The sequence below is a fragment of the Nonomuraea terrae genome (assembly GCF_044465245.1).
GTDB lineage: Bacteria > Actinomycetota > Actinomycetes > Streptosporangiales > Streptosporangiaceae > Nonomuraea > Nonomuraea terrae.
In genome coordinates this window covers 554,710-576,832 of sequence record NZ_JBITLL010000006.1, presented here as the reverse complement: position 1 = coordinate 576,832, position 22,123 = coordinate 554,710, and the positions used below count along the sequence as shown (strand labels likewise).

The 22,123-nt window shown below is 68.0% G+C and carries 22 protein-coding genes, 1 tRNA gene and 4 pseudogenes; 9 read left to right on the top strand and 18 right to left on the bottom strand.

Annotated features, from left to right (window positions below; translation table 11 throughout):
- Positions 1-204 precede the first annotated feature (204 nt).
- From ACIBP6_RS32080 to ACIBP6_RS32065, 4 genes are read right to left on the bottom strand one after another with little or no spacing between them, the layout of a single operon-like run.
- A complete protein-coding gene (locus ACIBP6_RS32080) occupies positions 205-336 on the bottom strand; it encodes a hypothetical protein (RefSeq protein ID WP_397057576.1) in 132 nt (43 codons plus the stop codon).
- Between the two features lie 7 nt (positions 337-343).
- Positions 344-517, bottom strand: coding sequence for an FAD-dependent monooxygenase (locus tag ACIBP6_RS32075; RefSeq protein ID WP_397057575.1), 174 nt, complete (start codon positions 515-517; stop codon positions 344-346).
- Entirely contained in the window at positions 514-798 is a 285-nt protein-coding gene (locus ACIBP6_RS32070) for a hypothetical protein (protein WP_397057574.1), read from the bottom strand. The genes ACIBP6_RS32075 and ACIBP6_RS32070 overlap by 4 nt, the downstream gene beginning before the upstream one ends.
- 28 nt (positions 799-826) lie before the next feature.
- Positions 827-2,197 carry an FAD-binding oxidoreductase gene (locus ACIBP6_RS32065; protein WP_397057573.1) on the bottom strand — a complete coding sequence of 457 codons (1,371 nt, stop codon included), beginning with the start codon at positions 2,195-2,197 and terminating at the stop codon, positions 827-829.
- A 121-nt stretch (positions 2,198-2,318) separates the two neighbouring features.
- Between ACIBP6_RS32065 and ACIBP6_RS32060 the strand changes: the two genes are divergently transcribed.
- A complete protein-coding gene (locus tag ACIBP6_RS32060; protein ID WP_397057572.1) occupies positions 2,319-2,978 on the top strand; it encodes a TetR/AcrR family transcriptional regulator in 660 nt (219 codons plus the stop codon).
- 145 nt (positions 2,979-3,123) lie between these two features.
- On the opposite strand, the gene ACIBP6_RS32055 is transcribed toward ACIBP6_RS32060, so the two are convergent.
- A complete protein-coding gene (locus ACIBP6_RS32055) occupies positions 3,124-4,056 on the bottom strand; it encodes a LysR family transcriptional regulator (protein WP_397057571.1) in 933 nt (310 codons plus the stop codon).
- Positions 4,057-4,273: 217 nt separating this feature from the next.
- On the opposite strand from ACIBP6_RS32055, the gene ACIBP6_RS32050 reads away from it, so the two are divergent.
- The 4 genes and pseudogenes from ACIBP6_RS32050 (at position 4,274) to ACIBP6_RS32035 (ending at position 6,915) form a co-directional block, all read left to right on the top strand.
- On the top strand, positions 4,274-4,570 hold the full coding sequence (locus ACIBP6_RS32050) for an Ohr family peroxiredoxin (protein ID WP_397057570.1): 297 nt from the start codon (positions 4,274-4,276) through the stop codon (positions 4,568-4,570).
- A 168-nt stretch (positions 4,571-4,738) separates the two neighbouring features.
- A pseudogene (locus tag ACIBP6_RS32045) lies at positions 4,739-5,377 on the top strand (SDR family NAD(P)-dependent oxidoreductase); the annotation flags it as partial.
- Between the two features lie 201 nt (positions 5,378-5,578).
- Positions 5,579-5,779, top strand: coding sequence for a hypothetical protein (locus ACIBP6_RS32040; RefSeq protein WP_397057569.1), 201 nt, complete (start codon positions 5,579-5,581; stop codon positions 5,777-5,779).
- Positions 5,780-5,784: 5 nt separating this feature from the next.
- Positions 5,785-6,915, top strand: coding sequence for a transposase (locus tag ACIBP6_RS32035; RefSeq protein ID WP_397057568.1), 1,131 nt, complete (start codon positions 5,785-5,787; stop codon positions 6,913-6,915).
- Positions 6,916-7,021: 106 nt separating this feature from the next.
- Here ACIBP6_RS32035 and ACIBP6_RS32030 read toward each other — a convergent pair whose 3' ends face one another.
- The 7 genes and pseudogenes from ACIBP6_RS32030 to ACIBP6_RS46845 all read right to left on the bottom strand — a co-directional run.
- Entirely contained in the window at positions 7,022-7,708 is a 687-nt protein-coding gene (locus tag ACIBP6_RS32030) for a hemerythrin domain-containing protein (protein WP_397057567.1), read from the bottom strand.
- Positions 7,709-7,987: 279 nt separating this feature from the next.
- Positions 7,988-8,713 carry an SDR family oxidoreductase gene (locus ACIBP6_RS32025; protein WP_397057566.1) on the bottom strand — a complete coding sequence of 242 codons (726 nt, stop codon included), beginning with the start codon at positions 8,711-8,713 and terminating at the stop codon, positions 7,988-7,990.
- Positions 8,714-8,936: 223 nt separating this feature from the next.
- The gene (locus ACIBP6_RS32020) at positions 8,937-10,295 is read right to left on the bottom strand and encodes an epoxide hydrolase family protein (RefSeq protein ID WP_397057565.1); all 1,359 of its coding nucleotides are present in this window, start codon (positions 10,293-10,295) and stop codon (positions 8,937-8,939) included.
- A 550-nt stretch (positions 10,296-10,845) separates the two neighbouring features.
- Positions 10,846-11,115 carry an alpha/beta fold hydrolase gene (locus ACIBP6_RS32015; protein WP_397057564.1) on the bottom strand — a complete coding sequence of 90 codons (270 nt, stop codon included), beginning with the start codon at positions 11,113-11,115 and terminating at the stop codon, positions 10,846-10,848.
- Positions 11,116-11,497: 382 nt separating this feature from the next.
- Positions 11,498-11,926, bottom strand: a complete 429-nt coding sequence (locus ACIBP6_RS32010; RefSeq protein WP_397057563.1) for a cupin domain-containing protein — start codon at positions 11,924-11,926, stop codon at positions 11,498-11,500.
- Between the two features lie 539 nt (positions 11,927-12,465).
- On the bottom strand, positions 12,466-12,942 hold the full coding sequence (locus ACIBP6_RS32005; protein WP_397057562.1) for a hypothetical protein: 477 nt from the start codon (positions 12,940-12,942) through the stop codon (positions 12,466-12,468).
- Positions 12,939-13,262, bottom strand: a pseudogene (locus ACIBP6_RS46845) (transposase); the annotation flags it as partial. The pseudogene ACIBP6_RS46845 and the gene ACIBP6_RS32005, both read right to left, overlap by 4 nt.
- Positions 13,263-13,498: 236 nt before the next feature.
- Between ACIBP6_RS46845 and ACIBP6_RS31995 the strand changes: the two are divergent.
- Positions 13,499-13,675 (top strand): annotated as a pseudogene (locus ACIBP6_RS31995) (hypothetical protein); the annotation flags it as partial.
- A 50-nt stretch (positions 13,676-13,725) separates the two neighbouring features.
- Positions 13,726-14,448, top strand: a pseudogene (locus tag ACIBP6_RS31990) (FtsK/SpoIIIE domain-containing protein); the annotation flags it as partial.
- A 51-nt stretch (positions 14,449-14,499) separates the two neighbouring features.
- Here ACIBP6_RS31990 and ACIBP6_RS31985 read toward each other — a convergent pair.
- From ACIBP6_RS31985 to ACIBP6_RS31965, 5 genes are all read right to left on the bottom strand, one after another.
- Positions 14,500-14,576, bottom strand: a tRNA-Thr gene (locus tag ACIBP6_RS31985).
- A gap of 246 nt (positions 14,577-14,822) precedes the next feature.
- Entirely contained in the window at positions 14,823-15,638 is an 816-nt protein-coding gene (locus tag ACIBP6_RS31980; protein WP_397057941.1) for a stage 0 sporulation family protein, read from the bottom strand.
- 100 nt (positions 15,639-15,738) lie between these two features.
- Positions 15,739-16,788 carry a permease-like cell division protein FtsX gene (locus ACIBP6_RS31975; RefSeq protein ID WP_397057561.1) on the bottom strand — a complete coding sequence of 350 codons (1,050 nt, stop codon included), beginning with the start codon at positions 16,786-16,788 and terminating at the stop codon, positions 15,739-15,741.
- Positions 16,785-17,312: a SigE family RNA polymerase sigma factor gene (locus ACIBP6_RS31970; RefSeq protein WP_246074977.1), complete on the bottom strand. Its 528-nt coding sequence runs from the start codon at positions 17,310-17,312 to the stop codon at positions 16,785-16,787. Before ACIBP6_RS31970 ends, ACIBP6_RS31975 begins: the two co-directional genes overlap by 4 nt.
- A 43-nt stretch (positions 17,313-17,355) precedes the next feature.
- Positions 17,356-18,528 carry a DNA polymerase III subunit delta' gene (locus ACIBP6_RS31965; protein WP_397057560.1) on the bottom strand — a complete coding sequence of 391 codons (1,173 nt, stop codon included), beginning with the start codon at positions 18,526-18,528 and terminating at the stop codon, positions 17,356-17,358.
- A gap of 193 nt (positions 18,529-18,721) precedes the next feature.
- Here ACIBP6_RS31965 and ACIBP6_RS31960 point away from each other — a divergent pair, with 193 nt between their 5' ends.
- Both ACIBP6_RS31960 and ACIBP6_RS31955 read left to right on the top strand, forming a co-directional pair.
- Positions 18,722-19,327 (top strand): TetR/AcrR family transcriptional regulator, encoded by a 606-nt coding sequence (locus ACIBP6_RS31960; protein WP_397057559.1) that lies wholly within the window; start codon positions 18,722-18,724, stop codon positions 19,325-19,327.
- On the top strand, positions 19,324-20,037 hold the full coding sequence (locus tag ACIBP6_RS31955) for a GAP family protein (RefSeq protein ID WP_397057558.1): 714 nt from the start codon (positions 19,324-19,326) through the stop codon (positions 20,035-20,037). The genes ACIBP6_RS31960 and ACIBP6_RS31955 overlap by 4 nt, the downstream gene beginning before the upstream one ends.
- Here the strand turns inward: ACIBP6_RS31955 and tmk are convergent.
- Positions 20,034-22,076, bottom strand: a complete 2,043-nt coding sequence (gene tmk, locus ACIBP6_RS31950; protein WP_397057557.1) for a dTMP kinase — start codon at positions 22,074-22,076, stop codon at positions 20,034-20,036. The two genes, ACIBP6_RS31955 and tmk, sit on opposite strands and share 4 nt — an antisense overlap.
- Positions 22,077-22,123: the final 47 nt, after the last annotated feature.

Here is a 22,123-nt window from a genome sequence, read left to right as displayed (position 1 = left end):
GATCAGCAGTACGCATGCCAGAGGCTGAGCATGTAGTGCCAATGATCCGCTGGCGCGGCTTATCTCCCCTGGAGAGGGGAGCGGGTGACGGGAATCGAACCCGCGCTGCCAGCTTGGGAATTGCAGGGATCTTGCCTCGTAGAGGCGTTGACCTGGGCCTGAGGCCGGTCATCAGTGACCGTGGTTGACCCCTCGTCTCCGCCCTTAAGCGCGCCAGATGGCGGCGAGCTGCCGGGTGGCCAGGCGGGCCTGGATCGCGCGCAGCAGGATGTCACGCGCCCAGGCGGCGGCCCCGGTCTGCGAGGTCAGCCGCGACTGCCACCCCGCGGCCCGCATCAGCCGGTTAGCGGGCGGCGCTGCGCGTCGTAACGCAGCAGCCGCTCGGCCACCTCGGCTGGCCCGGCCCCCGACAGGTGGCGGGCGCGGCGGCGTCCTCGAAGGCCTGGCCGGCGCCCTGCCCGAGGTCGGGCGTCATGGCGTGCGCGGCGTCGCCGAGCAGCGCGATCCTGCCGGTCACGAACGCCGACAGCGGCTCGGCCAGGCAGGCGATCGGGTCGACGTAGACGTCGTCGGCCGCGGTAGTTGCACCAGTGGGATGACCGGACGCGGCAGCTGCGTGACGGTGATGTGGCGGAACGACGCGGTGGCCTGCTCCATGATGAGGCCGAGGATGCCGTCATTCGTCCGCTGCAGCGACTGCGTCGTCTGGATCTGCCGGCCCTCGAACGTCCAGGTCGCGTTCGTGCCGTGCACCACGATCGAGATGGAGTCCCAGGCCTCGCGGTCCTCCTCGAACATCCCGCCGGCAGAGCAGGGTGGGACGGGCTCAGCCCGCGGTTGCGGCGCGCGGCAGGGACGTGGCGGAGAAGACCCCGTCGGAGTCGAAACGGGCCTTGGCCGCGAGGAGCCGTGCGGCATTGGGACCGTACGCGTCGGCGATCTGCGCGTGGTCATCGGGTCCGAGCATGTTGGGGTAGCCTCCCGGCAACGCATCGGCCGCCAGAGCGCCCGCGACCGAGTCCGCCCACGCCTCGTGCGGCGTGCCGTCGCCGGGCGCCCACCACCCGACGACCTCGGCCATGAGGTGGTCCTGCCGGAGGCCGAACGCGGTGCTCTCGACCGGCACCCGAGACGCGGCGCCGTGGAAGTGGTGGACCACCACGCCCGAGAACGGTGAAGTGAGGGTGTCGCCCGCCTCGACGAGCGCAGTGATGCCATTCGGTGTGAAGCCGGGCAGCCATCGCGTACGGGCCGTGACGTGGTTGCCTGTCACCTCGCCTTGGGCGTCGTTCAGGTGCAGCAGGTCCTCGTAGGCCATCGGCCCGACCTGGACGAGCACAGGTGTTCCGAGCCGCCGCAGCTCGTCGATGTGCGCCTCGCCGGCCGTCAGGTCGCCGCACCACGCAGGCATAAGGAAGAGCGCGGGCGCGCCGTCGGGACCGTTGACGATGACGCTCTGCACGGTGAGTTCGTCCGGTGCGGCGACGAGGATCTCGCTCAGCTGGTCGAGTACCTTCGTGGCCTGCGCCAGCGGGTAAGCGATCATACCGGCGAGCATGCGGTCGACCGCATGGAGCCGGATGCGCATGGACGTCACGACGCCGAAGTTGCCGCCCCCACCGCGAACAGCCCAGAAGAGCTCGGGCTCGTGCTCTTCGTCGACGGTGATCAGCCGGCCGTCGGCGAGGACCAGGTCGGCACCGAGCAGGTTGTCGACCGCGAGGCCGAAGCGGCCGTTCAGCAGGCCGTACCCGCCGCCGAGGGTCAGGCCCGCCATCCCGACGCTGCCGACCGTACCGGTGACGGCGGCCAATCCGTGCGGCGCAGCCGCGGCGATGACGTCGGCGGCGGTGGCGCCGCCGACGACCGTGGCCACGCGGTTCCCCACGTCCACGGTGACCTGCCGCATGCCGGTCAGATCGATCACCAGTCCGTCGTGCCGCAGGCTCCGCCCGGCCCAGTCGTGGCCACCTGAACGCACGGACAACGGCAGGTCGCGGTGGCGGGCTGCGCGCACGGCAGCCCGCACGTCGTCCGGCGTCCGGGCACGTACGACGAGGGCGGGCCGGCTGGCCACGGCACCGTTCCAGATCCGGCACGTGTCCTCATATGCCGGGCCGGACGTCACCATTAGCCTCGGGTCGAGGCCGTCGGCCGGCTCTGTGGCCGCCGCCATGGCCGAGACGTCTTCTTTCATGATCCACATCCTTTCAGGGAAGCGATGCTCTGCCGATAAGAGAGAAGGTTATGTGAATAGTCTTACTCACATTTGCTGGAGTAGAACTCCAGCGAACAAAGTGTGACGATACACTCGGCCTGTGAGCAAGGACATCCGCGACACCGGTGAGACGGGTCACTCCGGCCGCATCAGCCGTAGAGCGGAGTACGCGGAGGCGACACGGCGCGCCGTCATCGACGAGGCGCGCCGACTGTTCAGCGAGAAGGGATATTTCGCGACGAAGGTCGACGACGTCGCGTCGGCCGCCCGGGTCTCCCCGGCGACCGTTTACGTCATCGGCGGCAAGCAGGGGTTGCTGCGGATCCTGGTCGATCAGTGGTCCGCCGCACCCGAGATCGAGACGACCCGGCGGCGGCTGGAAGGACTCGACGACGCGGCGGAGATCATGCGGGTGGTCTCAGGGCTCACCCGGCAGATGCGGGAGGACTACGGCGACATCATGCGGGTCGTGCTCGCCACGGCTCCCCACGACCCCACGGCGGCGGAGGGCCTCGCCATCGCCACCCACCGCTACCGGGACGGCACGGCGGTCGCCGCCCGGCGCCTCGCGGAACTCGGCGCGCTGCGGGACGGCGTCGACGCCGACGAGGCTCTCGACATCCTGTGGTTCTACTTCGGCTACGCGGGCTTCTTCACCCTTGTCGACGACAACGGCTGGTCCCATGCCAGGGCCGAGCGGTGGCTCCTCGACGCCGCCTGCCGCGCACTGCTGCGGCCGGTCGGCGGCCACGACGCCTGACCTGCCCGACCTCCCCCACTCGAGGGTGCGTTAGCACTCAGACCGCCCATGACCGCTCGCGCGGACGCCTTGCCCGCACGCGGTCGGCGTAGCCGAGGAGTGCGACGGGCGTCCCATCATGATCGGACGCCCGTAAAGATCAAGCCTAGGTCAGATCTCCACGGGACAAGGGGAGAGCCGAATCGCGGCGCTCAGCGGCGGCGGTATGCCGGATGGCATCGAGCAGGGTCCCGGCTGCCGGGGTGAGCTCGCGGTCGGCGGGAGTGGCGATCGAGGTGGCGAAGCTCGGCGCGTGCTCGCGGATCGTGACGAGGCGCACGTCGGCGGCCGGATCGACGACGGAAGGCGGCAGGATGGCGACCGCGAGCCCGTAGTGCACGAAGTCGACGATGCTCGCCATGTCGCCCACCTCGTAGTGCACCGTGCGCTCGACGCCCGCCGCCTCGAAGGCGCGGTCGACGCGAATCCTGCTGCCCCAGTCGGCGGGAGAGTCGGCGAACGTCTCTTCGGCCAGCTCGTGCAGTTCGACGCTGTCGCGTCCGGCGAGCCGGTGCCCGCTGGGACAGGCCAGCCGCATGATCTGACTCGCGATCGGGGTGAGGGTCAGGCTGCGCGCCGCCCCGGCCGGGAGCGCTACGAAGGCCAGATCCAAACGACCCTCGCGCAGGTCCCGCGCATGGGCGGCACTGGCGCCACAGCGCAGTTCCACGCGCACGTCCGGGTACTCCTCACGGAAGCCGGCCAGCAGCCTGGGGATACTGATCCAGGGCGGGCGGTGGGACTGCATGACGCCCAGCCGCACCGTACCCCGCAGCCCGCCGTGCAACTGGTCGACGACACCGCGCATGGACTCGGCGGCGCTCAGCGTCCGCCGCGCCTCGGCGAGCAGAAGCCGCCCGGTGTCGGTCAGCTCGACCACGTGCGTCGTCCGCTCGAACAGCGTGACACCCAGCTCACGCTCCAGGTTGCGCACGGCGGCGGACACCGCTGACTGGACCAGGTGCAGCCGCTCGCCCGCGCGGGTGAAGCTGCCCTCCTCCGCGACGGTGATGAAGGCGGACAGATGCCGCAGTTCCACCCTTCCTGTTTATCACGGAACGCGCTTACCGGTAGCTGATCTGTGCATCTCCTGATGATTGCCATCAACGGCAGCATGGAGACCAAGGGATCGGTCAGACACACCATGGGAGTACGTATGAGCACGCTATATACAGGGATCGCACCGCCTCGGGCAGGGATGGACGAGCCGTCTCCTCCGACAACGTCCTCGGCCTCACGCTGACCCCCCGAAGTCGATGGGCGGCTCCGGCATCGGCACCAACCCTGAGCAGCTCTTCGCCGCGGGATGGGCCGCCTGCTTCTCCGGTGCGCTCGGCCTTGTCGCCCGTAGTCAGAAGGTCGACGTCTCCGACGTCTCTGTCACCGCCGAGGTGAGCCTGGCCAAGGGCGACGACGGTTTCAGCCTGGCCGCCACTTTGCGCGTCGAGCTGCACGGCGAAGTCGGCCGGAGGCTCGTGGAGGCCGCCCATGCGACGTGCCCCTATTCCAAGGCCACGCGCGGCAACATCCCGGTCGAGCTGGTCATTGAATAGTTGATGATGATTGTTCAGACGAATTATGGAAAGTCAGCCGAGCGTGGCTGGATGACCTCCATCCAGGGAGCCACCGTGCTGGTCACCGGCGGGCAGCGGGGCCTCGGCGAGGCGTTCGTGGCCGAGTTCCTGGATCTCGGCGCCGCGAAGGTGTAAGCCACCGCGCGTAACCCCGCGCCGGCCGACGACGCCCGAATCGAGCCGGTCGTCCTGGACGTCAGGGACGAGGCGGCAGTCGCGGGGCTCGCCCAGTATGCGCAAGACGTTTCGATCGTGGTCAACAATGCCGGGATGCCGGCCCGGGGACCGATCGTGAAGGAGCGCATCGCGAACGTGCAGGCCGTGTTCGACACCAACGTCTTCGGACCGTTGCGTGTCGCCCAGCACTTCGCACCGGTCCTGGCCGCGAACGGCGGCGGCGCGATGGTGAACATCCACTCCGCGCTGTCCTGGGCCGCGGGCGCGGGGGCGTACGGCGCGTCGAAAGCGGCGCTGTGGTCGGTGACCAACGCGCTGCGCGTCGAACTGGCCGGGCAGGGCACCCAAGTCCTGGGCGTCCACCTCGGGTACACCGACACCAGGATGACAAGCAACATCAGGGTGATCAAGAACGATCCCCGCCAAGTCGCCCGAGCTGTCCTGATCGCCCTGAACAAGGGAGAGACCGAGGTCCTGGTCGACGACGTGAGCCGGCGGTTCAAGGCCGCACTCTCCGGCCCCGTCGAGGGATTGTCCTGGACAAGCCCCGACGGTGACGTCATCATCGGCGACCCCGCCCGCCTCGCCTCAAACGGCCACGACACGTAGCCGCGCCACTGAAGGCTTGGCCGCGCTAGGCGGCTTGGGCGATGAAGGTCGCCTTGATCGAGTCAAGTTTGGTGGATCGTGAGATCCTGCTGGTTAACTGCCGACACGCGGGTGTCGGGGCCGTGACTTGAACTGTGGGGCCCGAGATCATGCCGTGCGCGGCCATTTCTCCCCTCGTGCCGGTCGTGGATGGAGTGGTCGGTGTCGATGCAGCCAAGGTCGTGGTCGGAGCCTGATCCGCAGATCGCGCAAGCGATCGCCGCGATGTACCGCGGTAAGCGGGAAGCGCCGTTGCCGGTGCGGGTGCGCGATGAGTTGGGCGAGCTGTTCACCGACGCCGAGTTCGCCGCAGCGTTTGGCGCTGAGGCAAGCCAGGCTGGTCACCGGGCCGGCTGGCGTTGATCACCGTGTTGCAGCGGGTGGAGGGTCTTACCGACCGGCAGGCCGCCGAGACCGTGCGAGCGGACTTGAGCTGGAAATACGCCCTGGGGCTGGCGTTGGATGATCCCGGTTTCGACGCGAGTGTGCTCAGCGAGTTCCGGTCCCGGGTGGTCACCCACGGCCTGGAGGAGAAGGCCCTGGACCTGCTGCTCGCCAAGCTGGTGGAAGCGGTGTACGCGCCGTTCTCCCCGGCCTGGCTGCGGAATCTGCCCGCGGTGCAGGCGCTGCGGGTCATGTTGATCCAAAACTATGTGCGAGTCACCGACCGGAAGGGGCGGGAGGTGGTCAAGCGGCAGCGGCCCCTCGAAGACGGCGGAGAGGGACTGCCGCCGGGCAGAGTGCGGCTGACCTCCCCCTACGACATCGACCCCCGGTGGGCGGCCAAGGGCGACGACTTGTTCTGGAACGGCTACAAACTCCACATCAGCGAGACCTGCCACACCACCGCCGACACGAACGGCGAGAACATCGTGCCGCCCAACCTGATCACGAACGTAGCCACCACGAACGCGACCGTGCCCGACATCCAGATGACTGAGAAGATCCATCAGATGCTTGCGACACGTGGGCTGCCGCCGAACGAGCACTACCTCGATTCCGGCTACCCGTCCGCGGAACTCCTCGTCAGTGCCCGCCAGAGGTTCGGGATCGTGCTGGTCACCCCGGTTCTTCTTGATCACTCATCGCGAGCCCGCGCCGCGGCCGGGTACGACCGTTCGGCGTTCACCATCGACTGGGACGCCGAGCAGGCCATCTGCCCGCAAGGGCGGGCAAGTTCCTCGTGGAGTCCCTGCACCCAGCGCGATACCGAGGCGATCGTGGTCAAGTTCAGTGGCGAGGTCTGCCGGCCGTGTCCGGTTCGCTCCTTGTGCACCTCGGCCAAGAAGGGCGGACGCCAGCTCACCATCCGCGCCCGCCCCCTTCAAGGCCGAGCCCGCTACCGGGGACTGGCGAAGGTCCACCTCGAACACGTCTTCTCCGCCGTGGCGCTCAACCTCATTCGCCTGGACGCCTGGTGGAACGGGCACCCACTTGATCGGACCCGCACCGGCCACCTCGCCCGCCTCGAACTGGCAGAACTCGCTCTCGCGGCCTGAGGCGAGTTAACCAGCAGGGTCAGCGGTACCACCAAAACCCTAGATCAACGGCATTGGTGCCCCACCTCGGGAGAAGGGCCCGTCGCTCGGGCGAAGACAAATGCGATCAGGCGTTGCTGCGGCGCGGGGTAGCGGTTCCGTGCACGCGCTCGGAGTGGGACGCGAACGCCTGCGAGGCCAGATCCCTGATGATCGGGCGCACTTCGGGCGGCATGCTGGAGATGGCAATCTCGATGACGTCAGGATCTCCTTCGTACATCGTCATGCCGAACATCAGGGGAAGGCGCTCGGGAGGAGCGCTGGCGCCTCCCTCCTGGACCATCCGACCCCACTCGGCCGCGGTGATCGTCTTCTCGATGATCGGAAGGACGTGCTCCTCCTCCATACCCATGTGCTTGTTAAGCAGGGGAATCATCTGGTCGAGGGCATCGGCCAGAGTCTCGCGGGCCTCTGAGGCGGCGCTGCTGTGCCAGGCTTCCAGCGCCGCATTTATTTCGTCATGGGCCTTCTCGATGCCTTTGTGCTGGCTTTCCATCACGTGGACGATCGGAGCGATCTCCTTTGAGCCGCGCTCCAGCAGCCTGGGCCAGAGGTGTTCGTCCTCGCCATGGTGATGGTGGTGCAACATGGAATTCAGGAGTTCGATGTGATCGGCAATGATCTGCGAGCGCTCCTGGTCACCGACGGCGACACCGCGAACCAGGGCCGGCAGCAGAGCGAACTCACGTCGAAACACGGTGTGCACCATGTACATCTCGCGAATATCGGCGTACTGCTCATCAGAAGTCGTCATTTTCTTCCCATAGTTAATTTTGTGCGCACTGATACCGCTAGGCACTGCTACACACAGACGTGGCGGTAACAGTCCTGACACGTGGCGGCAGCCCCATTGGGTTCATCGGCGGCAAGCTCGAAAGCGGTCTGTACCTCTCGCCACCTCGTTGAGGGCAATCACGAAGCCCAGCCGTGGCCACCCTGCCCGAACCCATCGCGTCGCCAATCGCCTTGTGGGCGTGTTGATGACCGCGATTTGCTCTTTCACCAGGAGCGGGCGCCGAGGCGGGTCTCATCCTTACCGTAGACCGCCGTCGATCCGGAGATCGAGGCCGTTCATCGCCCCGTTTTCGAGCAGGAAGACGGATGCGTCCACCACCTGGGCCGACGTGACCAACCGGTTGGTCAGTGTGTGGCTGCGGGCGTCCTCCTGCCTTTCCGGCTTGTCCCGCCAGAATGGCGAGTCCTCGATCATCCACGTGTGCAGCGAGTTGACCCGGATCGGTGCCAACTCGACGGAGAGGGTCCTGGTCATGCCGATGACACCGGCATTGATCGTCGACACTGTGGTGGACCCCGCGTACGGTCGCTCCTTTGCCAGTCCCCCGAACACGAGCACCGAACTGTCCGGCGAGAGCCGTGACCGCAGTGCGTGTACCACCGCGTGGTAGCCCACCAGCTTGAGCGTGGTCAGCCGGATCGCCTTGTCGATGTCGTAGTCAGCGATGCTGTTCATGTCTCGCTCGATGGCGACAAGTGCGAGGCGATCGACCTGCCCGACGCCGGTCAAGGCCGCGGCCATGTCATGCGGCCGAGTCAGATCCACGGCGAGGCCACGTACTTTAGGGGCGCTCGTGGCCTGTTCGCCACGCCCGCTGACGACACCGTCCAGCTCCGATGCAACCTTCTCGGCCCGACTTGCGGCCCTGCCGGTGAGAACCACGGATCGGCCGTGCTCGGCGTAATACCTCGCCAACCCCAAGCCGATTCCCGACGTACCGCCGATGATTACCACGGTGCCCACTTATGCTCCTCTTTCTTTTTGAAGTACCACCCGCGGACTTGGGGATAGCGAGCGAGCGCATCCACACCCCGACGGGGGCCTCTACACGTCGTCCTCCGGAAACAGGACCGAGCCGTAGCGTGTGATGAGTTCCATCATCGGCGCGTACCGCTCGGGCCCCCAGAGAGCCGGCTGCTCGCCGGGCCGCGGGGCGTCCCCCGGTGGACCGCCCCAGGTGCCTGGCCTAGCGCAATGATCTGAATGCCGCGCGGACCTCCTGGGAGAACAACTGCGGCTGCTCCCATGCGGCGAAATGGCCGCCCTTGTCGACCTCGTTCCAGTAGATGAGGTTGCCGAAGGCCTGCTCGCCCCAGCTTCGCGGCGCGCGGTAGATCTCGGCAGGGAACACCGTGACCGCGACCGGGAGCGTCGGAATGTCGACAGCGTCGAACGGGCCGCCGCCGGCCTGTGCGCCCTCCCAGTACGACCGGGACGACGATGTCCCGGTGTTGGTCAGCCAGTAGAGCGAGATGGCGTCGAGTATCTCGTCGTAGGTGAAGACCTTCTCGGGCTCGCCGCCGCTGTCGGTCCACTCCGCGAACTTGTCGTAGTAGTACGCCGCCATCGCGACCGGCGAATCCGCGAGGGCGTAGCCGATCGTCTGCGGGCTCTGGTTCATCATCGCCGCGTAGCCGAAGCCGTCGCGGTAGAAGTGCAGCAGCCGGTCGTAGGCGATCTTCTCGCGACCCGACAGCGTGGCGGGCGCGGGGTCGAAGTTGCGAAGGTGCCGGAGGATGTCCGGCGGCACGGTCCCTGGCATGTTGACGTGGATGCCGAGGAGCCCCTCGGGGCGCTGGACCGCGAGCACCTCCGAAATGATCGCGCCCCAGTCGCCTCCCTGGGAGACGTAGCGCAGATAGCCGAGCCGGAGCATGAGCTTGTGGAACGCGCTGGCCACCCGGCCAGGGTTCCAGCCGGTCGACGTCGGCTTGCCCGAGAAGCCGTAGCCGGGGATCGTCGGAAGGACGAGGTGGAAGGCGTCCTCGGCGCGCCCACCGTGGGCCGTCGGGTTGGTGAGCGGTCCGATGACCTTCAGGAGCTCGATGATCGAGCCCGGCCAGCCGTGCGTCATGAGCAGCGGCAGGGCGCCGGCATGCGGCGAGCGGATGTGGGCGAACTGGATGTCCAGCCCGTCGATCTCGGTGATGAACTGCGGCAGCGCGTTGAGCCTCGCCTCGACCTTGCGCCAGCTGTAGCCGGTGCCCCAATACTCGACGAGCGGGCGCAGCTTCGCCAACTGGACGCCTTGGGACCGGTCGCCGACAGTCTCCTTGTCCGGCCAGCGCGTCGCCTTCACCCGCCGCCGCAGCTCGCTGATCTCCCTCTGCGGGACCTCGATGCGGAAGGGGCGGACACCGGCGATGGCCTGCTCCACCGGGCCGAAGGAGGCGCTTGTCAGTGCCGTCTTGCCTGCTGCCGCCTGTGCCTGACCGGGCAGGCCAAGCTGCGTGGCGACGACGGCACCGGCGGCGCCAGCGGCGGCAAGGCCTAGGAACCGACGGCGGTCAGGGGTGGCCTGACCGCCGTTTTCGATCGTGCCCATCGGGAACTCCTTTTCTTGGTCGCGAGTGATGGCTCGCGTCTTGATCCGGACCCGCGCAAGCTCAAGCGCGAGATTGGCGAGTCACTACGCCTCCGGAGCGGCCACAGGGCCGGTGACCGACCTACCGTTCTCGGAGCCGACACTGCCTACAGTCGCGCGCCGACCGGCCGCGTCACACCAGGGACAGTCCCTGGCTCCTGCCCCGGCTGCTCCAGCAACTGCAGTCACGGCAGCGGCAGCCGCCATTCTGAACGATTTCAGTCTCACGGGGCATTACTATCCGAGCCGTATATGGCTCGGTTCACATCGGGCGCTAGGAAGAATGGGACCAGCAAAGTCGAGGCACTGTCCGGTGTCAGCGCGCCACCGCAGCGCGCCCGGTCGCGGCGACGTTCGTAAATCGGCTGGTCCCTAATGAACTGTGGGAGCCGTTTGGTCATCGAAGTGCGTGAGGCAGGATGAAAAGCCTGCAGTGAACCTCCTTTAAGCGGCAACTGGCGATGGTTTGTCGTCAGCAGCCGATCAAAGGGTGCAGCAGGCAAGGACTCTTTCAGAAACCGTCGACTTCGAAGACAGCCGCCGCGAAGGCTTCGGGCGCCTCCTGTGGCACGTTGTGACCGATGCCCTTCAACGTCCGGTGCGCGTACGGGCCCGAGAACATGTCGCGATAGTTCGCGCCGCCCCCGGGAGGCGTGCAGGGATCCACCTCACCATCCAGCGTGATCGTGGGCACTCTGATGACGGGACCTTCAGCGAGTCGCCTTTCGAGGCGGTCGTATCGCGGGTCACCCTTGGCCAGGCCCTTCGCCAGGTCGTGCACCGACGGAACCTGAACCCTCGCCGCCGATACCGCTCCTACTCGCGAGCCGTCAAACGTTCTCCCAGGAGCAGCTACAGCGAGCGACGCCCCTCCGACAAGGGCATCCGGTACGCGGGCCCGCCGACCGTCGCGCTCTTGCCCACACCGTCGGCCGCACACAAAGACCATGATTAGTCGCTATCTAAACGACATTGGCCTGCGTCCCGGCCGGCGAGAACCACCGATCGGCCGTTACCGGCGTAATACCTCGCCAACTTCCAACCGATTCCCGACGTACCGCCGATGATTATCGCGCTGCCCACTTATGCTTCTCTTTCTTTCTGAAGTACCACTGCGGATTTGGGGGATGGCGAACGAGCGGTCCACACCCCGACGAGGGCCTCTACACGTCGTCCTCCGGAAGCATGATCGAGCCGTAGCGTGTGACGAGATCCTCCAGCGGCGCGGACCGCTCGGGCTCCCAGAGAGCCGGCGGCTCGCCGGGCCGCGGGTTGCCCCCGTACTCGACGAAGGCTCCCTCCGGACCCCCCGGGGTGAAGAGGAAGAGCATCCGGGCGGGGTGCACACCGACGTTCTTGAAGCGGTGCCGGTGTCCGCGAGGAATGAAGACGAAATCCCCCGCCTTGCCGATGAAGGTGTGATCGCCGTCGAGGAACTCCAGTTCCCCGGAGAGCAGGTAGAACGCTTCGTCGACGTCAGTGTGGACATGTGCCATCGGCCCGGCGCCCGCCGGAATCGAGCCTTCGATGAATCCGAGCGAACCGTTGCTCTGCTCCGCGGTCATCTTGAGCGTATAGACGTCGCCGACCATCCACTTGGTGATGCCCCCGCCCGCGGGCACGTGGATAGCGCCCCGCTTGATGTACTGCGGGTCACTCTTGTCCGGAAGCTGGAATGGGAGACTCATGAGATATTCCTTAACTGCGGTGATTTACTGAGGTCTTCCGTACGTCTCGAGCAGGCGTTGCCAGATCTCGTTGACGGTGGAATAGGCGGGTACTGCGTGCCGCAGCCGGTCGAGCGGCACCTCGCCGACGATCGCGACGGTCGCCGCCCAAGGAACATGAACGCGCCTCTGTTCGGACTGAGCATCTTCCCCGCGACCGCCGCGATGACCGGGCGAACAACCCGGTCATCGATGTGGCCCGTTGCCGTCAAATCGGCCTCTGGTGTGAGTGGGGATGTTTCGGCTTACATGCTGCCGTGGATAGCAATCTCGGGAGATGAACAGAAGAGCTACCGGTAATCGCGATCAACGATAAGCAGACCCGGTTCGGCAAGCCGCCGCCAGATTGAGCATCCGAAAACTGGACGAGAAATCGTCAAGACCTGTGGATCAAATAGGTCTGGCTATTGGTGTCGCTGAGCCATCCGACGGCTGGCAGCGGCGCGAACGCGCCGTGTCCTTGCCGCACTGATGAGCAAGGTGAGAGCGGCAGGTGAGGTCAGGGTCTCTGCAGCCTTGCGCTGGAACCAATCGGAGGCGGTGGTGAGATCCTCCGCAGTCCACGGATCGCCCATGGTGATCGACCTCAGCAGTGTCCATTCACGCAGGCGGCGGGTGAGGAACTCCCACTCTGCGATCACCGTGGCCACGGTGTACGCCCAGCCGGGAAATCTCGCGTCGGCAAGCAGCCGTGCTGCTCGATGATCCAGGTGGCGGGCCACCGCGGACTGCGCCATCGTCGCATCCGAGTCACGAAGGATGAGGCTCACCAGGTCGGCCTCGTTCTCCTGGTGAACCTGTGCCAGGTCCTGCAGGTAGCGAGCGAATCGCTGATGCTCGTCATCGGCCGGCGGCCCTGCGGTGTTGTTCCGGCCACTCACGCGGCGACTCCTTCGGGCCGTTCGACGAGCTTGCCGCCGGTGAAGACGGCGCCGGCACGGACCAGCGCCACCAAGTGGGGTGCGTTGAACCGCACCAAGGTCACCAAGGGACCCGGCTCCCGGGCCGCCGGGCTGGCCATGGCCTTCAAGCTGATCGAATCAGCCCAGGCCCGCTGGCGCGCGTGCCGCACCGTGGCGAACGTCGACTCGATCGGATTGGTCGTGCGCAGATGGATCCAGTGCTCGGCCGGATAGTCATAGAACGCGAGTAACTCCTCGATGTCATCGGTGATCTTCGCCGTGGCCTTGCCATACTTAGCGAGGAAGGTAAACGAGGTGTGTTCGTACGAGCCACGCCTCTTGCCGTCCTTGCAGTACACGATGCGGGTCTTGTCGGGATGCAGCTGCAACCCCCCGCATTCGTCCAATCGCTGCGCGATCGCGTCCCGCACCTGGTGCGGCTTCACTACGGCAGTGGATCACCACATCATCGCAGTACCGTTCGAAGGCGATGCCCGGGTACTCCCGGACCATCCATGCGTCGAACGCGTAATGCATGAACAGGTTGGCGAGTAACGGTGAGATCGCCGACCGGATCGCGCAAACGGTGGCGGCCATGGCCCTGGAGCCGGAGGTGGAGAAGATCTTTCATTCCGATTCCTACGGGTATCGGCCCCGCAAGAGTGCGCTGGATGCGGTGGGGGCGTGCCGGGAACGCTGCTGGCGGACCGACTGGGTTATCAATCTTGATATCAAAGGGTTCTTCGACAATCTCGATCATGATCTGGTCCGACCCAGTCAGGCAAGTCCAACCTCTCCAACGCGCTCATCGTCGGCCTCGCACCGCAACCGGTGGCGCTGGTCGGCTTCGACCTCAAGGGCGGCGTGGAGCTCACACCGTACGCGCCACGGCTGTCCGCACTGGCCACCACCCGCACCGAATGCGGCGGCCTGCTGGATGACCTGGTGGCACTCATGACAGACCGAATGGGCGTGTGCCGGATGGCCGGCGCCCGCAACATCTGGCAACTCCCACCCACCCTGCGACCGGTACCCGTCGTCGTCCTGGTCGACGAGCTGGCCGAGCTGTACCTGATGGCCGACAAGTCAGAAAAGGAAGAGGTCGCCAGCACCTCGACCGCGCTGCTACGGGTGGCCCAGCTCGGGAGAGCATTCGGCATCTACCTGTTCTGCTGCGGCCAGCGCATCGGCTCCGAAGCTTGGGGCGGCCCGATCTATCCCACGACCGTCACCGGCCTGCCACGCAAGCTCATAGAGGACCACAACAAGACGGCCACCAACCCACTACCGATGATCCGCCTGCATGATCTACGCCACGTACACGCGACTCTGCTGCTCCTGGCCGGCCTCCCCGTACACGTCGTCGCGGCTCGCCTCGGCCACGCCGACCCCGCGATCACCCTGCGGGTATACGCCCACGTGATTCGCTCGGCGGAGACCGCCGCCGCCGACATCTTCGCCCAGGCCGTCGACGACGCCTGTTAGCAGGAGTGTTAACAAAAGGCCCCCCGCGATGATCGCGAGAGGCCTTTGAGCTGGAGCCGCCTTGGGGATTCGAACCCCAGACCCCTTCATTACGAGTGAAGTGCTCTGGCCGACTGAGCTAAGGCGGCGTGCATGTGCAGCGGGAAAGAGTCTACAGGAGCCAGAGGGGTTCTCGCTCCCATCGATCCACCGATGCCAGGACAGATCCTCCGCCATCGGATGCCACCTCTGCCACCGGATATCCGGCCGCCACACCATCCGGCGCTGCGCCGGATGGTGTGGCCAGCAGGTTCGCCGGCGCGGAGTCAGCCGCGCCCAGGCTCGTACGTCTTCGGAGGGAGCAGACCCCGGCCTTCGGGCAGGGACGGCGGAGCCTAGTCGGAGCCGTACATCTTGTCGTGCTGGATGCGCGGCGAGCACACCGACGCCGAGGGGCAGGCGCACCGGCGTCCGCCGTCGTCGAGGCGGACCGTCACCGTGTCGGACGGCACGTTGTGGCCCAGCACCGTTCCGTCCCCCTGCGGGGTGCTCACGCGGCTTCCCGCCCGGGGCATTCTGTTGCGGGTCTCGACGTACAGCGGATGCTCGTACTTCAGGCAGCACATCAGCCGCCCGCACGCCCCGGCGATCCGCAGCGGGTTGACGGGGAGGTCCTGGTCCTTGGCCATGCGTACGGACACCGGCTCGAAGTCCTTCAGGAACGTGGCGCAGCACAGGTCGCGCCCGCAGGGCCCGATGCCGCCCTGGAGCCGCGCCTCGTCGCGCGGCCCGATCTGGCGCAGCTCGACGCGGGCCCGAAGGTTGCGGGCCAGGTCGCGGACGAGAGCGCGGAAGTCGACGCGGTGCGGCGCCGAGAAGTACACCGTGTAGACGTTGTCCTGGTCGAGGAAGTCGATGCCGACGACCTTCATCGGCAGCTCATGCCGCTTGATCAGCCGCTTCGACACACTCCGCGCCTCCGCCCGGCGGCGTTTGTTGGCCTCGTCGCGGGCGAGGTGCTCCTCGCCCGCGAGCCCGGCGCACACCGGCAGCCCGTCGATGTCCTCGCTGGTCCACTGCGGCGACCACACACACTCCGCCACCTCCGGACCGGAGTCCGTGGGGACGAGCACCTTGTCGCCCACCTTGGGGGTGTGCTCGCCCGGGTCGAGGTAGTAGAGCCTCCCGTAGCGGGTGAAGCTCACGGCCATGATCATTCCCATGGGCTAGAGCTCGCCTCCTGACCGGCCTGTGGGGGTTACTGACGGCCTTCTTTGCCACATTACGTGGCGATGGGCGCCGGCAGGCAGATCATTTGCCCACGGGACACACCTTGCTCTCCGGCAGAATCAGGCCGAAGTTCTGCGTCAGTGCCGCGCGGTCGGCCGAACACTGGCCGGAGATGACCCTGCCCACCCCCGCCTGTCGCCTCAGCTCGGCGACCACGTCGCCCTCCGCCGCCGCCTCTTCCTCCTTCAGCTTGAGCCTGAACGACTCCGGCATGTCCTCCACCCTGGTCGCCGCCAGCAACGTCTTGTTGTCCCGGTACGCACGCCGGAAATTCTCGAACGCCGTCGCGCGGTCTTCGAAGACGTACGACTCCACCTCGGGCATATCCTCGATCACCGCGAGGACAGCCTTCCGCTGGGCCGTCGTCGTCCCCTTCCCCTCCTTGGTGATCAGGAAGTCGCCGTCGTCGCGCGGCTTGAGCTTCGCACCGCATTCCGGGATGCTCGAACCCTTCTGGCACAGGAAGACGCTGATGTCCCACTTCGAGATCATCTCGCTCGCCTGGAGGGCGGTGCCCCCAACGGCCACATCGTGAATCCCGGCCACCCGCCGCAGCGACTCGTTCAGCTGACGCAGATCGGTGCCCGCACTGATCTTCACCCGGAACGCTGCGGGTAGGTCGGTGACCTTCACCTCGTCCAGCAGCGCCTGGTTGTGCGCGAAACTCCTGCGGAAGGCGGCGTAGGCGACGGACTGGTCGACGTAGCGCACCGTCTCGATCTGCGGAAGCCGCTTCAGCTCCGCCTCGACCGCCTTCGTCTGCAGTGGCGTGATGTTGCGGCCCTCACACGGCGACTCCTTGGGCGTCGACGTCGCGCAGAGGAAGACGGACGCCTCCGTCGCGGGCGACGGCGGGTTCGCGGCCACCGCGCGATCCTCGTCGCCGGCACCGCCCAGCCCCACGGCCGCTCCCCCGAGCACCACGACCACCGCCGCGGCGGCGACGAGCCGGAAGTCGACCTGGAAGCGGCGCCGCTCGGGCGCCCGCAGCGGGCGCAGTGTGCTCGCGTCGAGGCTCGCCCCGGCCTCGGCCAGAGCCTCACGGAGGCGGTCTTCCACCGGGCTGCTCATGAGTCCTCCCCAAGTGCTCGGGCGAGGGCGGCCAGCCCTCGTGCGATCGTGGATCTGACCGTGCTGGCGCCGACCCCCATGGTGTCGGCGATCTCCTGGTCGGACAGGTCGAAGTAGTAGCGCAGCGTCAGGGCCTCCCGCTGCCGGCCCGGCAGCTCCTGCAGCGCGCGCAGCACCTCGCGCCGCTCCTCGCCCAGCAGCACGGCGCTCTCCGCCGACCAGACAGGCGGTTCGTACGGCACCGCCCGCCGGAACACCGTCGCCCGCCTGCGAAGCACCGACCGGCACCCGTTGAGCACGGCGGAGCGCACGTAGGCCAGGGCCTTGTCGGCGTCGCGCATCCTGGCCCGGCCGGCGTGCGTGCGCGCGAACGCCTCCTGAACGACGTCTTCGGCGCTCGCCTGGTCGCCGACCATCAGGAGCGCCAGTCGCACGAGGCCGACGTGATGCTCGGCGAAGATCGACGCTATGTCGACGCGCTCCCGCGCCAGGGCTTCGCGTTGGGTGAGTAGTTCGACTTCCACGTACCAGAGACGCCTGTCGGCCGGATCTGCTGCTTCGGGAAGCTCAGGAACGCAGAGCCAGCATCATCGCCTCGACGGCGATCTGCGGGTTGACGTTGGCCGCCAGCCGTTCGCGGCACTGCATGATCGCGTCGATCCGGCGCAGCGTCTCCTCGGGGGTGGAGGACCTGGCCAGCTGGTCGAGGTCGAAGCGGAGGTCGTCGTTGGCCAGCTCGACCGCCGCCCCGAACTGCATCGCCAGCACGTCGCGGTAGAACGACACCAGCTCCAGCAGCGCCGCGTCGAGCGAGTCGCGCTTGAGCCGGGTGGCCCGCGACTTCTGCCGGTCTTCCAGCTCCTTCAGCGCCCCCGCGCCGCCGCGGACGAGGCCGCGGTTGAGCCCCTTGCCCGTGGAGCCTTCCCCGTACAGTTTGCGCAGCTCGGATGTCTCGTTCTCGTTGAGCGCGGCCGTGGCGGCGGCTGCTTCGTCCTCGGCGGTCTTCACCAGCCGCTCGGCGGCCGAGACGCACTCGCCGACGCCGGTCAGCGAGCGCGGGATGGCCAGCACGGCCTCCCTGCGCCGCCTGACGTCCTCGTCGAGCGCCAGCGCCCGCGCGCGGCTGATGTGGCCCTGGGCGGCCCGTGCGGCGAACGTGGCGATGTCCGGCGGCACGTTGTCGCGGGTGGCCAGGACATGGGCGACCGCCTCGGTGGCGGGAGTGGTCAGCGTGACGAGCCGGCACCGCGACTTGATGGTGATCATCAGATCGTCGGGCGAGGGCGAGCACAGCAGCCAGACCGTACGCGGCGGCGGCTCCTCGATGGCCTTGAGCAGGGCGTTGGCGGCGGCCTCCGTGGCCCGGTCGGCGTCCTCGAAGAGGATGACGCGCCACCGGCCCTGCGTGGGCGCCCCTGCCGCCCGCAGGATCAGCTCGCGGGTCTGCCTGACGCTGTAGGACAGGCCCTCAGGACGTACGGTCTCCAGGTCGGGGTGTGAGCCGATGAGCACCTGGTGGCACTGGTCGCAGTGGCCGCAGCCGCCATCGGGGCACATCAGCGCCGCGGCGAAGGCGCGCGCGGCCTCTTCGCGACCGGAGCCCGGCGGGCCGGTGAACAGCCAGGCGTGCGTCATTCCGGCGCCCCGCCCGCCCGCGACGACCTCGCCGGCCGCCGCCGCGGCCCGCGACAGCACGGTCGCCGCGTGGTGCTGCCCGACGAGGTCATCGAAAACCGTCACGAGCCAAGGCTAGCCGCCACCGACGCCCGCCACGTCCCGACCAGGGCGGCACGGGAACGCGGCCGAGCACCGCCCCGACCGGCAGCCTGCTGGGCGATCCCGGCCGACCCGCCCGAAGACCTCCTGTACGCCGTGCCGCTGTCTCCGTGGCAGAGCCCTGGCAGGAGAAAAAATATTACGGTAATATTTTGTCATGACCAAGCACGCCGACGCCGACACCCGGCGCCTGCAGATCGCCGAGGCCCTGATCGGGACCCTCGCCGACCGCGGGATCATCCGCACCACCCTGGCCGACGTCGCGACCGCGGCGGACGTGTCCGTGGGCCTGGTGCAGCGATACTTCCGCTCCAAGGACGAGCTGCTGATCTTCGGCATCGAGCACGTCTACCAGCGCGCCGTCGAGCGCGTACGCCAGGTCCAGCCGACCACCCCCATACGCGACTTCTTGACGCGCCTGATGGAGACACTCCTGCCTCTCGACCAGGAACGGGAACGCGAGCTCAGGGTGTGGCTGAACTTCGTCCAGGCCTCGCTGACCAACCCGAAGATGGCCGCCATCCACCAGACCGCCACCGCCGACCTGATCGGCGGCGCCGCAGAAGTCCTGGCGGCCGCCCAGCGCGCCGGCGAGCTGGACACCACGGTCGATCCGGCGACGGAGGCGGCGGCACTGGTCGCGTTCGCGGACGGTCTGAGCCTGCACCACGCCGTGACGGGCGACCGCTACGACGCGGCAGGCATCCACGGCGCCCTCACCGCGTACATCTCCCGTCTCTTCGACCGGGGAGCGGCCACATGACGCCCGCGCTCGCACTGATGCTGGCCGGGCTCGGGCTGATCGACAGCACCAGCTTCGGCACACTCCTGATCCCCGTCTGGCTGCTGCTGACCCCGGGCCGCCTGCGCCCGGGCCGCATCGCCGTCTACCTGACGACGGTGGCGGTGTTCTACTTCGGCGTGGGCGTGCTGCTCACGCTGGGCGCCGACGCCGCCTTGGTCGCGGTACGCGAAGCCCTCGCCGGCATCCCGCCACTCCACCTCAAAGGAGGACAACTCGTCCTGGGCCTCGCGATCATCGCGTTGAGCTACTGGTTGGAGGCCAGAGCCCGGCGGCAGGAGGGCAAGCCGGGCAAGGTGCAGCGGTGGCGGGTCAGGGCGATGTCGGGCAGCGGCAGCGCGGGCGCGCTGATGAGCCTGGCGGTGGTGGCGGCGTTGCTGGAGGTGGCCACGATGCTGCCCTACCTCGCCGCCGTGGGCCTGATCGCCGGCGGCGACCTCAGCTGGCCGGTCGCCGGGGCCACCCTCGCCGGATACTGCCTGGTGATGACGCTCCCGGCGATCGTGCTGACCGTCGCCCGCCTGACCGCCCACCGCGCGGTGGAGCCACTGCTGCAACGCATCAACGACTGGCTGACCAGGAACACCGCGCGGCTGCTCGGCTGGACCGTCGGCGGCATCGGCATCGCCATGACCCTCAACGCGGTGGCCAGACTGCTGTTGGAAGGCTAGTCGCGGATGGCGGGCATCGTGCCCGTGGCGTCCTCAGACTCGTGGGGGACGGGGTCGGGCAGGATCTCGCGGACGCGGTCCTGGATCTGGCGGGTGATGGCGTCCTGCGGCTGGGTGCCGTCGACCACGAGGTAGCGCTCGGGAGCCTTCGCCGCCAGCGCCCGGAACTCCTTGCGCACCCGCTCGTGGAACTCCAGCGGCTCGGACTCGATCCGGTCGGCGGCACCGCCGAGCCGGGTCAGCCCCACCTCGGGCGGCGTGTCGATGAGCACGGTGAGGTGCGGCACCAGGCCGCCGGTCGCCCAAGCGTTGATCTTGGACACGTCTTCGGGGTCGAGGGCCCGCCCGGCGCCCTGGTAGGCCAGCGAGGAGTCGACGTAGCGGTCGGTGACCACGAGCGAGCCGCGGTAGAGGGCCGGCCGGATCACCTTCTCGACGTGCTCGGCGCGGTCGGCGGCGTACAGCAGGGCCTCGGCGCGCGCCGACAACCCGCGCTCGGCCGCGTCGAGCAGGATCGCCCGCAGCCGCATACCGATCTTGGTGGAGCCCGGCTCGCGCGTCTGGACGACGTCGTAGCCCTGGTCGCGCAGCCAGATCGCGATGAGGCGCGACTGGGTGGTCTTACCCGACCCCTCGCCGCCCTCGAAGGCCACGAACAGCCCGGGCACGTGCTCGGGCGCCTCGGCCGGGAAACGCTCGCCGCGCACCGCCGCGATCAGGTCGGCGGCCAGGGAGACGTCCTTGCGGTCGTCCATGTGCCGCAGCGCGAGCACGCCGACGCCCACCGCCAGCGCCCCGCCGACGACCAGCACCAGGTTGGTGCCGTCGAAGCGGTAGGTCAGCTGGCCGAGCCCCATCTCGTGCACGCCGAACAGGGCTGCCAGCGGGTTGGCCACGGCGACCACCAGCAGCAGCGTCACCCGAGCCGTGGACTGCAGGAACGCGAACGTACGGCCCCGCAGCGCGTCTTCGACCTCCAGCCCGATCAGCGTGTAGCCGATGATCCAGGCGATGCCCGCGCACGCCCCCAGCGCCACGGTCAGCATGACCACGATCACCAGGTTGTGCACCAGCGCGATCGCGACGAGCACCAGCCCGGCGACGGTGATGGCCAGGCCGAACAGCCGCCGCCGCGACAGCCCGCTCAGCAGGCGCAGCCCGAAGAACATGCCGAGCGCCATGCCGACGAAGACCGCCGCGAACACCACGCCGTACGCCGCGTCGCCACCGCCGAGCGTCGCCACGTAGATCTTGGCCACGCCCACCACCGCGCCGCCCGCCGCGAACGCGCCCAGCATGCCGATGACCAGCCCGCGCACCAGCCGGTTGCCGCCCACGAACCGCCAGCCCTCGAACACCTGCTTGAGCACCGAGGGCGTGGAGATCGCGCCGTCACGCCGCGGGATGTCGCGCAGCGTGAAGATCAGCACGGCGGAGACCAGGTAGGCGCAGGCGTTGACGACGAGCGCCACGCTGGTCGCGTCGCGACCGTCGAAGAACGGCACCAGCCCCGTGACCAGGTCGCCCGCCACCGACAGCGCGGCGAACAGCAGGGCCGCGACCGGCGCGGTGCCGTAGGTGACCAGGAGGTTGAGCTGGTTGGCCGACTCGAGCTGGCTCTTCGGCACCAGGTTGGGCACCGTCGCGTCCTTGGCCGGGACCCAGAACAGGTTGACGCACTCGACCAGGATCGTCGCGATGATGACCCACTGGTAGCTGTTGACGAACGGGATCGACAACACCACGGCGAACCTGGCCACGTCGGCCGTGACCATCGTCAGCCGCCGGTCGAACCGGTCGGCGAACACCCCGGCGAGCGGCCCGAGCAGCACGGCGGGCAACATCTTGGCGACGAACACGCCGCCGACGGCCAGCGACTGCACGCGGTAGTCGCCCTCGGTGAGATTGCCGGCCAGCGCGGTCAGGGCCAGCAGGTTGAGCCAGTCGCCCAGACTGCACACCGACATGGCCGTCCACAGCCGTCGGAACGGCGCATTGGCCAGCACGTGAGTCGGGCGGCTACGGCCAGGGGCAGTCATGATTTCAGCGTATCCAGGTGGGGAGCAGAGGCGGGCAGACTAGCGAG